Genomic DNA, 14,081 nt, shown 5'->3' with positions numbered 1-14,081 from the left:
TCCCTTGTTTACTGACCAGTTGCGTGTCTGACGCGCAGTTATTGCCCACCCCATTTTCCGAGTTTCAGCTTCCCCAGATCACGCGGCGAGAGCCGCTTGGCCGATTCCACGATCAGGCTCAGGTCCGAAGCGGCGTTTATCCAACCGTAGCCATTCTCAACGGCTCTGACAGCCTCGTCGTGGTTCTTGGGCAGTGCCGATGCGAGTTTGCCTGACGCAAAGATCTTGCCCTCCAGAGTGCTGATGATCTCAACGATCTTCGGGTCCATAGACTTTCCCGGCATGCCATAAGAATTGGCGATATCCGACGGCCCGACGGCGACACCGTCTACACCTTCGACGGCGAGGATACCGTCAATATTCTCTACACCGGTGCGAGACTCGCACATGCAGATGACGAGCGTCTCGTCGTTCGCACGGGCCGCATATTCGCCGGTCGGCGCGCCCATGCCGAATGTCGCCGCTCGGCTTAACGGCATCATGCCCCGCTTACCGAAGGGCGGATATTTCACCGCGCTGACAATGCTCCGTGCTTGTTCGGCCGTGTCTACATGTGCGGCGAGAATACCGACCAATCCCATGTCGAGGTATCGCCCGATCTGGCGAGGATTGTGATCGGTCGGACGGATCATGCACGCCACGCCATGCGCTGCGCAGGCGCGCGCAATGTTGGCAATGGTCTCATCATTGAAAGGCATGTGTTCGTTGTCGATGACGATCACATCAAAACCCAACACCGCCAGAAGCTCCGCGATCCCAGGGTCGGGAAACCGCATCATCGCCGAGATGATGGGCTGTTGCTCACGGATCTTGGTTCTCAGGGAAACATTCTGTCCGGCTGTCATGATATTCTCCAGGTGCCTGTAAGTTGTTCGCTAGCGTTACCGTCTTGGTTGGCTCGCAAGCGTCCGCCGTCGAAAAGCCATATCGTTTCACGAAAATGCGATCTGTACCTTCATCGCGCGGGTTCGGTCCGATGCCAGCTCAAAGGCTTCGACGGCTTTGTCGAGCTCCAAAGTGTGTGTGATCAGCGGCCTAACGTCGACGAGCCGCTTGCGCATCAGTTCGACACCCACCGCGAACTCGTCGTGGAAGCGGAACGAGCCGCGAAGCTCGATTTCCTTAGAGACGATCGCCATCATCGGCAGCGACATGTCGCCGCCAAGGCCAAGCTGCACAACAATCCCGCGCGGACGCAGGGCCGCTATCCCACTTGCCAAGGCGGCTGCAGCGCCCGAGCATTCGTAGAGCACGTCGAAACTACCTTTGTTGAGGCCGTAGGACGCCAGACCATCTGGCTCGTCCTTGATGTTGATTGCCGTGTCAGCACCGCAGGACCGCGCAGTCGATAGTGAACTTTCAGAGAGATCAGTCGCCACGATCTCGGCTGCGCCTGCCCTCCGTGCCGCAATGATCGCGAGCACGCCAATGGGCCCACACCCTGTCACAAGCACTCGCTTGCCGAGCAAGTCCCCCACCCTGCTCATGGCGTGTAATGCGACCGCGAGTGGCTCCGCCATCGCGGCCTCGGCCGCGGTTAGCCCGTCAGCGGGCACGCATTGGGTCGCATCCGCGACCAACCACTCGCAAAATGCACCCTGGACATGCGGAACAGGCATTGCGCTGCCATAAAATCGCATATTGAGGCACTGGTTGTGCTGGCCTTTCTGGCAGTAACGGCATGACCGGCAAGGCCGCGATGGGGACACTGCAACGAGTTGGCCGACCTCCAGGGCTTCGACGTGAGGACCGAGTGCTTCCACATAAGCCGAAACCTCATGGCCAAGCACCATCGGCTGCCTCAATCTGACAGAACCGAAGCCACCATGATTGTAGTAATGGAGGTCACTGCCGCAGATTCCCCCGACAGCTAGCCGAAGCTTCACTTCGCCTTCGCCGGGTTGCTCGTCCGGACGTTCCTCGATCCGCAGATCCCGCGAAGCATGGGCAACGATCGCTTTCATCATCATGCCTCAAACGACAGCAGTCGGCAGCGGCATGCCGGCAAAATGGGCGAGGAGATTGTCGCGCAGGAGTTGCCCCATCGCCTTGCGCGTCTCGATCGTGCCCGACGCATGGTGTGGTTGGAGTAGGACATTGCTCAAAGCCAGGAAGCGGGGATCAAGCTTCGGCTCTCCCTCAAATACATCCAGCGCTGCCGAACCAAGCGCGCCACTTTCCAGCGCATCAAGTAGCGCCTCCTCGTCAATATTTGACGCACGCGAGATGTTAATCAGCATTCCATCGGGCCCGAGCGCTCTGATGACCTCGCGGCCGACAATGTGTCTCGTCGCGGGTGTGGCTGCGAGCGTCACGAAGAGGAAATCGGACCGGTCTGCAAGCGCCACTGGGTCAGCGACGAACTCCATGCCCTCGGCGTATGTCTTCGGCTTCGAGCCGCTATAGGCGATGTCCATGCCGAAGCCTTCAAGCCGCTTTGCTACCTCAAAGCCAATACGTCCCAGCCCGAGAATACCGGCGCGCCGACCCCAGACGCGGCGCTTTAGGGGGTAGAGCCCCTTCGACGCCCAGCTTCCGTCACGCACCCATGCCTCAGCCCCAATCACGCCCCGCGATTGGCAGAGCATCATAGCGACGCCAAGGTCTGCGACGTCGTTGGTCAGCACGTCGGGTGTGTTCGTCACGCGGATGCCGCGCGCCCTACAGAAGTCGACATCGACCGCGTCATACCCGACACCGTAAACCGAGACGATCTCCAGATTTGGACAGCGCTCCATCAGCGCGCGGCTAGCGCCAAGTTCTCCTCGAGTAGCGATCGCCCGGATGGATGGCCCCACCTGCGTGAGGAAGGCATCCTTGTTTCGAGGGGCGAGTCCATCACCATGTCACACTGGCCAACGAGTTCGTGCTGTGATTCCACGATGTATCGGATGGGCAAGCAGTCGACGATATTGCATTACAAGCCTGCACTCGATCTAGTTACCTAACATCAATATCGGCATTGACCGGAAATTGACTGCGCTGATGAAGCCAAACCGCAAGCCACCGACAATGGCCGACATTGCGCGCATCACCGGCGTTTCGCCGATGACGGTTTCGCGCGCGTTCAAGGGCGACAGCCTCATTCGCAAAGAAACCCGCGAGGCTATTCTCAAGACTGCGGAGGATGTGGGGTACGTTTTTGACTCGACTGCCTCCAATCTCCGCTCGCAGCGTACCGGCTTTGTCGCTGTCACTATTCCGTCGATTAACAATGCCAACTTCGCCGATACGGTAGCCGGTCTGTCGGACGTGCTCGGCGGCGCCGGCATGCAGATTCTGCTCGGCTATACCAACTACGATATAGAAAACGAGGAGCGGCTTATCGAGCAACTCTTGCGCCGAAAGCCTCAAGCGATCGTAGTCACCGGAGGCAAACACACGGCGCGCGCCCGCAGGTTGCTGGAGAACGCTCAGATCCCTGTTATCGAAACCTGGGACGCACCTGCTGAACCCATCGGACACTACGTAGGCTTCTCGAACGCCAATGCGGTGCGCGGGATGGTCGATCATTTCGTGCGAGCTGGATATCAACGCATCGCATTTCTTGGCGGCGATGCCAGCCGCGACACGCGCGGCAGTGACCGCCGTCGGGGTTTCGTATCGGCCATGAAGGAGCACGGGCTCGATTCCACACGCCTTATCGCCGCCGGAGTGCCGCCGATCTCCATGCGTGAGGGTGCGATCGCGATGGCCACGCTTTTGCAGGATCTCCCTGACACCGAAGCCGTGATCTGCGTATCTGACTTGTCCGCCTTCGGAGCACTGACTGAGTGCCAGCGACGCGAGCTGCCTGTGCCAGATCGAGTTGCGATAGGCGGATTCGGAAACTATGAAATTGCGGACATATGCGTCCCAACGCTTACAACGATCGACGCTCGAGCCAGAGAGATCGGCCACCGCGCCGGATCATTGATACTTAGCATCTTGGACGGCGCCGAGCAGCTAAACCATATTCTCATAATACCGGAACTGATCGTGCGTCAAAGCAGTCGGTAGCACGCCAGCGTGAGTTGATTTTTGCGAAGTTGCCAGTTCCGCAAGAGCGGCGACGCTCTGGTGCTTTGGAGACGTTTGTGTCGCCGAGCAGCTTGGACGCTGTCAATTTGAAGGCCATGAAATTGCAGTCGAGTCGAGCCAGCCAGTCGCCTCGGCAATCTTCAGCTTGGCCTCGCCAGCGCTGACGGCACTGATGCCACGCGGCCCCTGCTGAGTGTTCGCGACCTCCCTTAGATGCCGTCGAGATAGGGAACAGCCATGGGCCGGCGAATGTCGACGCTGCTGAGGCGGAAGATGCCCGCACGTCGAACTTGAAGGGGCGGAACGTCCAAATTCAGATCAGGACTGACTGGGATGACACAGCAATGTCTTGCATCAACCCATTGTATAGATTCGCTGATACAGCATTGCCGTAGCGTCAATTTGGCGCGGCAGCAGCGGACCGTTTGAAAACTATGGCTACACTGGTTCCCTCGGTGGGACTTGAGCTGACGTCGAATTCCGCCTTGGCGTTCTCAGTCAGCGAGTGCGCAATCAGCGCCCCCAGCTTACCGCGCTTGGGCCAGCTCTCCCCTTCAGGCAGCCCGATCCCGTCGTCCTCAACAACGACCCTGCAACCATCGCCGTTGACGATGCTGTGGAGGGTTATTGTGCCACCGTCACGCCCGCGGAAGGCATGTTTGAGCGAATTGGTCAGCAGCTCGTTTACCACCAGCCCTGTCGGCATGGCGACGTTGATTGAAACTGGATATGTATCCACCTTCATGTCGAGGCGGATACCCTCGACCGCATGCGAGGTCATCACCGCTGATGCGATCTGGCTGAGATAGACGCCGAGATCGACCTCATCCTTCTGATCGTCAGCAGACAGCGTCTGGTAGAGGATCGCGAGGGCGTCAACGCGGCCTGCCAGTCTTTCGAAACGCTTCTGATCCGGCTCGGTGGCATTTCGGGTTTCCAGACGGATCAGCGCGGTGATCATCTGCAAATTGTTCTTCACACGATGCTGCAACTCGCGCAACAGCGTGTCCTTTTCGCGCATGCGCTCGTCGATCGTGCGCTGATCCTCAGTCTCGCCATGAGCCGACACATCGACAAGCGCCACCAGCCGAAAGCAGATCTTGCCGTTGTCGTCCTCGATAAGATTGGAATAGACGTCGACAAGCGCCTGCTTGTCCTCGTCGCGCTCCATCAGGAAGGTGCCGACGAAATCGGCTTCCTCGATCACGGCCTCGGCCAGTGGCCGGTCCTTTTGCTGGTGGAGGCCGACGCCGGAAAGTGCGGCCCAGTTTTGCCGGGTGAGGCCGGCCGCCGTCAGGCCCGAGAGTTTTTCAAATTCGGGATTGGCATAGACAACGCGCTCCTTCGCCTTCAGGTCCGAGACCGCTATGGCAATCGGCACCTGATCGAGAAATTTTTTGAACTGTTCGCTTTCCAGCGCAGTGGCAAGGTCAGCTGTATCGAGCAGTTGCTCGACAGCCTCGGCTTTATCTGCATCAGATGTCATCTGCGGCGCCTGTTCTGGAAATGGGCGACATCAATACCAGCGATACGGTACTCCCGCTATTGCCAAAGCAAGCGGCAAGGCCCCCGGTCAGGATAAGAGGCCTGGTGTCGCGGAGCGACAGGAGTGAAATGCAGACGTTCGCGTCGTAATTCAGTTCGACTTTTCCGTCGCATAGCAGAACAATCGTCCATTGGCCGAACGATTTAGTTAGTGCGAGCTTGGCTGAATACAACCGTTCCTGCGTCCTTCCGCACCTCCACCGCTACGATACCCTCCTGCTTTCTAGCCGAGAAGGCCGCCAGTGCATGGTCCCGTGCGGCCTTCTCGGCGTCGAAACGCACTTTCTCGACAATGCCCTGTTTGCCGTACCAAATGAGCGTATAGGCCACCGTTGGGAAGTTCCTTTTCAGTCGTTTTCTTGAGCGCGCAGCGGGGGAGCTGGATTTGAAACGTCCCGCCAACGAAGGAACCCGCGGCCGTTGTGAAGCCGCGGGTCTGCACTTATTTAGCCGTTGCCACAGGCGCCACCAGCGGCGTGATGCGACGGACAGCAACGCGCCGATTTTGTTGGTTGGCTTCCTCGGTGTTCACCTTGAGATACTGCTCCCCATACCCCTGTGGCGCCAAGTTCTCCGGGGGAATTGCGAAGCTGTTTGTGAGCGCTTCGGCGACCGCTTCCGCACGCCTGTCTGATAGGGCCAGGTTATCGAGGTCGGAACCCACGGCATCGGTGTGGCCTTCGATCAGGAAGGTTTCCGCCGGATTCTTCTCAAGCAGCCTTTCCATCGCCTTCGCCACACCTTCCAGCTTGACGACCTCGCTCTTAGGGATTTCCGCGGAACCAAACTCGAACGTCAGGGTGTCCAGATCGACGCGGCGGGCAATGTCACGGACACGAGCAGAGCGCTTGACCTCGTCGATCGAATAAAGCCTTTGCAGTCGCTCTACCGGTGGTTTTTCAAGGAACTCATAGTAGTCATCCGCTTCCTGGACGTTCGCTGCCACCAGGATGTATTCGTTGGCTGGAATGGTCAGGTGGATCGGTCCCAAGTCAAGACCCGGATCGCGCCAGTCCCCGACCCGATCGTAATTGAGCTCGTCGACGTAAACAAGCACGTATTCGCGGCCATCTGGGGTGATCCGGGAGCGGCGAATGACATCGCCATATTGGTTGCGGATAGTAACAATCTGCGTCCCGTTCTCGCGCACGATCGTTTCGCGTGTCCTTCCGCGCGGCAGGTCCTCATAGTAAACCTCGCGCGCGCCCCGGCTCATACGCGGCCGGTCGTTGCTCTCGACGATCACCTGATTGTTGATCTGGATGATAATGCGGTCGCCAATCTCACGCACGACATCGACGCCTTCCGGCCGTTCGCGGCGGCGCATATCTTGGTCGGGCGCTTGCTCGAGGCGGGTGCCCTTTTCGAGCGTGACTGGTTGGATTTCCGCCGGCTGTGCGGCTTCGGTGGCGGCCGCGTCGGATGCGGGCGGCGGAGCCGGATCGACAGGTGAGGCCGGCTGAGCTGCCTTATCCCCAGCCTGGCCCGGTTGGCCACCGCCCTCTGCCGCCGGGGCTTCCTTTTGGCTGTCAAGGAGCGGTGCTGCATTTGGATCAGCCGGCTTTTCGCCCGATTGCGGAGCTTGATCTCCCGTAATCGGCTGTGCAGGTTCGCTGGCCGGAGCCTCCGGAGCTGGTGGCTCAGCGGCAGGCTGCTCCGCTGGTGGCTGATCCGACGGAGCCGGCGCGGGGACCGCCGCAGGGCCCTCTGGAGCTGGTTGCTCAGTGGTAGGCTGCTCGGCCGGTAGCTGATCAGATGGGACCGGCGCGGGTTCGACTGCAGGCGCCTCAGGCGCGGGCTGATCAGACGCCGGAGCTTCCGGCGACGGCGTTGCGGGCGCTTCAGGCGCCGGGGTTGTCTCTGGCACCGGGTCGGGCACCTGGTCAGCTGGAGCCCCTGGCCGCAGGCGCAATGCACACGCTTCCGCCGTCTCGCCCTCTTGGCAATCGGCTTGAACGAGCATCTCCAGTGTTCTCGTCGCGTTCGGCGAGGCTGCCAATTCGTTGCCAATCGACATCGCACCCGATTGCGAAGAGGCCATCAGCAAGCTGATTGCAGTCCCCGCCAGAATCCTGGGGTGGAATTTCATTATCAATCTCCAGCAAAAATAGGTCCCGTCCGTGTCCTAACATCTCTCAGACGCGTTGGTTCCGCTGGACCGATTAGGCATTCCTATCGAATTACTCTTTTTCAACGCCGTAACACCGAACACTGCTGCAGCTGCCGCGCGGAAGGCGCAGCGGTCGGGTGGCGATGCCTCCTCCTAAGAAACCGTAGAAGGCGCCGTGCTTTGACCGATTTCGAGGAAGATTGCGGCGCCACCTAAAGCGCAGCACGGCCGGAGGCCCACAAGGATTCTGGCATGTTATCCGGAGCTTACGTCCGCTCGGCGTGGCGATGATGGGCCGGCCTCGATGAAAAGGTTCTTCCCAAGGCATCCATCGGTGACTTCAGACGTTGAGACCCACGTCAGCACGCTATCTATCGAAGTAGGTATCCGACGATTGGCGCAATTTCGGAGATTCCCATGATTATTCCCAAAGGCGCCATCGTTGCAGTTGCTGACGGCGAGAGGCTCAACTTGTTTCGCAACTCAGGAGACGAAGCCAATCCAAAACTCACGGCTTCGGCGGTTGAAGACGTTACCAACAGTAACAAAGGGTCCGGGGGCCGTCATCAGAGCAGCTCCGCCAATCCAGACGACAGTCAAATTGACGAAGACAGTTTCGCAGCCGGAACTGCCGAACTGCTCAACCGACAGGTGCTTGACGGACAAATTTACAATCTGATCGTCATCGCCGCTCCTAGGACGCTTGGGGAACTGCGCAAGCATTATCATCAGAAACTGATGGCAGTGCTTGTTGGCGAAATCGCCAAGGATCTCACGGGCCATTCGGCCCAGGAGATAGAGAAAGCAGTGGCCGGCGCCTGATGCGCAAACGGGCCACCTAAAATACCCCGCATATCCTCACGCCTGCGCTGGTTGAAGTATCGCGCACGCTAACCTGAAAGATTCAATCATGACAAAACCCGCTATTGGCCGCAGCAACGCTATGCATCGCGGGGCTCGCGCATGCCGCCGACGGCGCCTTTTTGAAATCGCTCGTTGGCAGCTGGGTTGGCAAGGGCACGGTCAAAGTAGATGCTGATTCCCAGCCCATCAAGATCAACTGCAAATTTGCGTCCGACGCTACTCAGAGCTCGTTGTCACTTGATGGCAAATGTACAGGTTACGTGGTCTTCTCGCGAGCGATCGGCGCCGACGTCAAGGCCAATGGTAAGACCTATACGGGCACATACACTGGATCGAGCACCGGCCCTGCCGGCCTCAGTGGCAATCGTTCAGGCAACGCCTTGGTTCTTGGCATTCAATGGGCGAAAGAAGTCAATGGCGACCGGGCGGCTCAGTTGAGGCTAGAAAAGGTTGGAGCCAATGGCATGCGTCTGACGACAATTGATGAGGACCCTGCGACAGGCAAAAGCATTGTAATCAGCGATATTAACCTCAGCCGTCCCTAGTGTTTTTCATCGGTGAGGTTCTGACGTTAAGCTAGCGGCGGATGAATCTGAATCCATCCGCCCCGGGCGCCGAGTTTTATGTTAGCTCGTAGCAAAAATCGCAGATGAGATCCGCGACCCCGCTAGCGTCCGAATTGCAGCGAAGAAATGCCGCGCATTGGCATATCCGTGCCGCAAGGCGGCAGCGCGCGCTGTATCGCGCGCCGCCTAATGTCAGCAGCGGCTGTCATTAGACTTTGTGCCAGACGCGGCCGCTACAATTGGGACACTGCCTAATGACCTGGTCGGCAGAGATTTCAGTCACGGTCGCGCATAGAGCGCACGCCAGCCGGACTTTTTGAGGCGACGTGTTGCCAACATGTATCTTCCGGGGTTCGCTTACGTCCCAGGGAGGTTCGATGGAAAGCCCTGGCCGATTGGCGTCAGTTTCGAACTTGAACACTGAAATCGCGCCATTCGTTTCCAAGTATGCGCCGCGCACTTGTCCCAGATGCGCGACATCCTTCAATCGCAACTGCTCAAAAAGCTCGTCATGTCCAAGATTCAGGGCTTGAAGCACGCGGTGAGCGATAACTCCATCTCGCACAACCTCGACGCTTTTTCCCTCGATAACGTCTTCCAGTACCGGGTTTCGTGCCACAACATATGCCAGCCCTTTGTCGAGCAGCACGACCAAGGTTATCACAACGAGACCGTGGACCAGCGGCACATCGGGATAAAACATTGCATCCCCGACGGCAGAGCCCAGCGCAATCACCAAAAGGAATTCTACGAGCGACAGCTGTGCGATCGATCTACTTCCAATCCATCGGATCAGGATCAGCGTGTAGAGGTAAATTACGACTGTTCGGAAAGCTATTTCCAACAGGAACAGAGGCGGCTCATCGCCCAAAAGCATCCGCCCCACATCGAATGCAATGACGGGTTCGTTCATGCAATCCCCTCCAGGGACCCCTTGCGGATCGCAAAGACTGGATTCGCATCCAGGGGCAACATTGAAAAAATCGATACTGCAAATGCCGCGTCAGCAGCTTGCGTTCAACGCAACTCTCACGTTGACTAGCTAGCGAGGTATTCTAGTCCGAGCACCAAAATCACTCCAGCGGTCATTCCAACGAGCGTCCAGCCTTCGTCTCGACCGGATCGGCGCTGATGTGCGTTTCTCCCAAGCGATTCCCCTTGACTTTTTTTGTTGCTGGTAAGTGCGAGAAGCTGTCTCTCGATAGTTGGATCCATTCAAAACCGTGCCCCTCCCTTGTGAGGAAACCCAATCCGGGGAACGGAAAATGGTATGAAAGAAAGGGGATACGATCCGTTGCGAGCATGTCGAAATGCCGTTTGCGGGTCTCCACCATCTGGCCCTGGTCGGCATCAAACGCGAGTCGGATGTCCGGATTCCGCAGAAACATCACATGATGATGTGCCAGATCCCCCGAAAGCAGGAGGGTCTGTTTGCCCGACTGCAAGCGATACATCATGTGGCCGGGTGTGTGCCCAGGTGCAGCAACGGCTACGATCCCGGGCAGAACCTCTTGTCCATCTTGCAGCAGGTTTAACCGGTCGCCCACCGCGGCAAACCTGGCTCGACAGCCTTCCATTTGCGACCCTACGATCGGATGCCCGTCATTGGCTGTAGCGGTGAAGAAGCGATGGTCGATTTCGCTAATGTGCACAATGGCGTTTGGGAAACGAACCTGTCCATCGAGGTCGGTCAGTCCCCAAAGGTGATCGGAATGGCCATGCGTGATCAGCACGTCCGTTACGTCCTCGGGACGTACCCCGGCCCGCACCAGTTGCGACGGCAGACGTCCGCTTCCCATGCCGAAGCCCGGTGCGCCGCCGGTACCGGCGTCAACCAAGACGATCCTGTTATGTGTCCGCAGGATTGCGATATTCTGATCCATCGTAACGGAGGTGTCGCTCAGCAACGCTTCGCGCAGGGTGGAACGTATCGTCGTTTCGCCTTGACCCAAAAACAATCGCGCTGGATCACCAAGCGACAGTGACCCATCCGAGACGATGTCCACGCGATACTCACCTACAGTGAGTCCGGCCTTTCCATCGATCTCGAAGGGAAGCTCGTAATTTCCGGTGGCAGCGTTCATGGCGTGGTCCGTTCGGTTGGAAATCGGGCGCCAGCCGACAGGCGGCGCCCGAAGTGTGGGTTAGATTTTCCAGTTCAGCCCCTGAAGCCCTCTCTCGACGAACTGCATGGCCAGCATCTGACTGTAAGGGAAGGTTTCCGGATTGGGATTGCCGCCAATACTGCCAGTTTCAAGCCAGGCTCGCAGGCCGTCCTCGGAGACGCGGGGGGTACGGAAAGTGGACAACTGGGCGGCCCACACAGCAGGCCAGATCGCCTCATCAATTTTCGAAAAACGTGTCGCACGAAGTTTATCGCGAGCTGCGTCAGGATTCTCCTGGATCATCTTCAGTGCACGTAGATCGGCCCTGACAAAGGCGGCGAAATCGGCGGCGCGCGCCTCGACATCCTCTCCTCTCGCATGCAGTGCCTGACCCTGCAGTCGTGCGGCAGCCGGAATGTCGCCGACTGCCACTTCCAACAGAGGCACAGCGCCAAACTGTTGCGTCGTCTGCTCGGTGAAAGGGGCCAGCAGCGCACCGCCGTCGATTGCACCATTGGCGATGCCGGAGACAACGTTGACGATGCTGCCCATTGGCACGAGCTGGGCATCCACATCCGGATCGAGGCCCGCCTGCCGTAGCGACATCCGCACGATCAGGTCGGTCGCACTGCCAGGAGCAGTGATGCCAAGCTTCCCGCCTTTAAGCGCCGCAACTGCTGCCGTGCGATCTGCAAGGGGGCTGTTGGCTGTCACGCCTCTGGCCTCGGCGAAGGCCTTGCTCACACACAGGCTATAGGCGTCGGTTGCGGTATAGCTCTCCAGAATACGAATGTCCTGCCCGCGGCCTACGGCCGATAGAGCCTCGCCCGGGGTCGCGACCTGCAGGTCGCCCTCGCCGGCCACAAGCGCGGTCATCGCGACTGGCCCACCATTCAGAGGGATGCGCTCTATTGTCAGACCCTCATCAGTGTAAAAGCCCATGTCTTCGGCAAGATAGGTCACTGACCAAAGTACCAGCGTCGCGGGCGAGGCATGGATCACGCGCAGATGGCCATTCCCTGCCGATCGCGCAGGGCCCCCAAACAGAGGCATCAATGCGGCAGCCAGCCCCCCTGCTCCCACCGCGCCCAGAAGGTGGCGGCGCGAGATCGATGTCGACAATGGTTTCATGTTCTCCTCCCTTGTATCGGGCTATGCCCGCTCTTTTGGTTGTCACCCGTCCTTCGACCGGTACCCCTGCACCGGCCGGCGGCATTCCCTGTCAGGTTTGGATCTTACTGCCAGCGCAACAGGTGGCGCCCGATCACGACGACGACAGCGTCCAGCAGCAAGCCAAGCAGCGTCGTCACCACGAGCGCTGCGAACAGCCCTGCCGTGTCAAACTGACTTGCACTCACCGAAATCAGGTAGCCAAGGCCGCGGTTCGACGAGAACATTTCCGCGACCACCGCGCCGATCAGCGCGAATGGCGCGGATATGCGCAGCCCCGCAAAGACCCATGACAGTGCCGAAGGGACGAATACCTTTGCCACCGCATTCCAGCGAGATGCGCCCATGACCTTGATCACGTCGATCAGGTCGGCATCAACCGAGCGGACACCCGACAGCGTGTTCATGAATATCGGGAAGAAGACCAGGAGTGCCGTGAAGGCTACCTTCATCTCGAAGCCGATACCGAGCCACAGCACGAACAATGGTACCAAGGCCACCCTGGGCAACGAGTAGAGGCCGACCAGATAAGGGTCCAGCACCCGAGCCACGACAGGGTTCAACCCAAGAAGGATGCCGAGAGCCACGCCGAAGGCCGCGCCCAGGGCAAAGCCTGACAGGGCAACGGTAACCGTAGCGCCGAGTGCTGCGACCATCCGCCCATCAATGGTCATGGCCCACAGAGCCTGAACTATCTGCGAGGGGCTCGACACCCAGAAATCGGAGAACCACCACCCACTGCCTATTTCCCACAATCCCAGTATGCCGACGGCGAGGGCAAGCTGCAGCATCAGCACCAGTCGGTTCTCCCGCCGACGGGCCGCGATTGCCGGGTCTTCGAGCACACCCTCGACGGGGCGCAGCGCGGGGCTGTCCTTCTCGGCCAGTGTAGTCACTTCCTGTCCTCCCCTGCGGGCGCATCCTGCTTCAGGGCGGCCCAAAGCTCTTCGAAATAGACGCCGAACTCCGGTTGGAACCGGATGTGGAACACGTCTCGCGGGCGCGGCAGGCGAATGTCAGCGATCGCCGTGATCCGACCCGGGCGCCCCGACATGACGACCACCCGGTCGGCCAGCGAAATCGCCTCTGTGAGATCATGCGTAACGAAGATTAACGTCTTGCCCGACCCTTCCCAGGTCTTCAGCAATTCGGCCTGCAGCGCCAGCTTCAATTGGGCATCCAGCGCACCGAATGGCTCGTCCATCAGCAGTGTGTCGGGCTCGTAGACAAGCGAGCGCGCCATCTGTGCTCGCTTGCGCATCCCACCAGACAGTTCTTTCGGGTAGTGATGCTCGAAGCCTGCGAGACCAACCATCTGTATGTAACGAGCGACGCGGGCACGCTTTTCCGTCTCCGGCAGCAGGCGGTGTGCGCCCATCTCCAATGGCAGCCGGACGTTCTGTTCGACCGTACGCCAAGGCAAAAGGTTGTCTTTCTGCGTGACATACGCCACCTGCGTATTGGCTCCCATGACGGCCTGCCCCTTGTAGCGGATCGAGCCTGTTCCCGGCTTCATCAAGCCTGCAGCCATGTTCAGCAGGGTAGACTTGCCGCATCCCGATGGGCCGACGACGGCAAGGAGTTCACCCGTGCGTACGGTAAGGCTCATTCGCCCCAATGCCTGGATGGGTGTTGCGCCCTTGAAGAAGACCTTGGAGACGTCTTCGAATTGTACAATCGGGATCATCGTCCCTCCTCCCA

General features: G+C 59.1%; 12 protein-coding genes and 1 pseudogene. 3 read left to right on the top strand and 10 right to left on the bottom strand.

The annotated features are described in order from the left end of the window. Positions 1-38: 38 nt before the first annotated feature. From DY201_RS25875 to DY201_RS25865, 3 genes and pseudogenes are all read right to left on the bottom strand, one after another. Positions 39-845, bottom strand: a complete 807-nt coding sequence (locus DY201_RS25875) for an HpcH/HpaI aldolase family protein (protein WP_115734187.1) — start codon at positions 843-845, stop codon at positions 39-41. Between the two features lie 87 nt (positions 846-932). Further along, positions 933-1,964: an L-idonate 5-dehydrogenase gene (locus tag DY201_RS25870; protein WP_115734320.1), complete on the bottom strand. Its 1,032-nt coding sequence runs from the start codon at positions 1,962-1,964 to the stop codon at positions 933-935. Positions 1,965-1,973: 9 nt separating this feature from the next. Next, positions 1,974-2,822: pseudogene (locus tag DY201_RS25865) on the bottom strand (2-hydroxyacid dehydrogenase); the annotation flags it as partial. A gap of 163 nt (positions 2,823-2,985) precedes the next feature. Here DY201_RS25865 and DY201_RS25860 point away from each other — a divergent pair. Beyond that, on the top strand, positions 2,986-3,999 hold the full coding sequence (locus DY201_RS25860) for a LacI family DNA-binding transcriptional regulator (protein ID WP_115734186.1): 1,014 nt from the start codon (positions 2,986-2,988) through the stop codon (positions 3,997-3,999). A 418-nt stretch (positions 4,000-4,417) separates the two neighbouring features. On the opposite strand, the gene DY201_RS25855 is transcribed toward DY201_RS25860, so the two are convergent. Both DY201_RS25855 and DY201_RS25845 read right to left on the bottom strand, forming a co-directional pair. Further along, complete coding sequence (locus DY201_RS25855; protein WP_115734185.1) at positions 4,418-5,506, bottom strand: sensor histidine kinase; 1,089 nt, start codon at positions 5,504-5,506, stop codon at positions 4,418-4,420. Positions 5,507-6,007: 501 nt separating this feature from the next. Then, entirely contained in the window at positions 6,008-7,654 is a 1,647-nt protein-coding gene (locus tag DY201_RS25845) for an OmpA family protein (RefSeq protein WP_115734183.1), read from the bottom strand. Between the two features lie 438 nt (positions 7,655-8,092). Here DY201_RS25845 and DY201_RS25840 point away from each other — a divergent pair, with 438 nt between their 5' ends. Then, complete coding sequence (locus DY201_RS25840) at positions 8,093-8,497, top strand: host attachment family protein (protein ID WP_115734182.1); 405 nt, start codon at positions 8,093-8,095, stop codon at positions 8,495-8,497. A gap of 104 nt (positions 8,498-8,601) precedes the next feature. Beyond that, complete coding sequence (locus tag DY201_RS25835) at positions 8,602-9,084, top strand: hypothetical protein (RefSeq protein ID WP_115734181.1); 483 nt, start codon at positions 8,602-8,604, stop codon at positions 9,082-9,084. 229 nt (positions 9,085-9,313) lie between these two features. On the opposite strand, the gene DY201_RS25830 is transcribed toward DY201_RS25835, so the two are convergent. The 5 genes from DY201_RS25830 to DY201_RS25810 form a co-directional block, all read right to left on the bottom strand. Then, positions 9,314-10,018: a DUF421 domain-containing protein gene (locus tag DY201_RS25830; RefSeq protein ID WP_115734180.1), complete on the bottom strand. Its 705-nt coding sequence runs from the start codon at positions 10,016-10,018 to the stop codon at positions 9,314-9,316. Positions 10,019-10,190: 172 nt separating this feature from the next. Then, positions 10,191-11,189, bottom strand: coding sequence for an MBL fold metallo-hydrolase (locus tag DY201_RS25825; protein ID WP_115734179.1), 999 nt, complete (start codon positions 11,187-11,189; stop codon positions 10,191-10,193). A 60-nt stretch (positions 11,190-11,249) separates the two neighbouring features. After that, on the bottom strand, positions 11,250-12,341 hold the full coding sequence (locus DY201_RS25820; protein WP_115734319.1) for an ABC transporter substrate-binding protein: 1,092 nt from the start codon (positions 12,339-12,341) through the stop codon (positions 11,250-11,252). A gap of 104 nt (positions 12,342-12,445) precedes the next feature. Continuing rightward, positions 12,446-13,276, bottom strand: a complete 831-nt coding sequence (locus DY201_RS25815) for an ABC transporter permease (protein WP_115734178.1) — start codon at positions 13,274-13,276, stop codon at positions 12,446-12,448. Next, on the bottom strand, positions 13,273-14,067 hold the full coding sequence (locus DY201_RS25810; RefSeq protein ID WP_115734177.1) for an ABC transporter ATP-binding protein: 795 nt from the start codon (positions 14,065-14,067) through the stop codon (positions 13,273-13,275). The genes DY201_RS25815 and DY201_RS25810 overlap by 4 nt, the downstream gene beginning before the upstream one ends. Positions 14,068-14,081 lie beyond the last annotated feature (14 nt).

This window comes from Aminobacter aminovorans (assembly GCF_900445235.1).
Lineage (GTDB): Bacteria > Pseudomonadota > Alphaproteobacteria > Rhizobiales > Rhizobiaceae > Aminobacter > Aminobacter aminovorans.
Note: the sequence above shows the minus strand (reverse complement) of the source record. Positions and strands in the feature narration are given on the sequence as shown.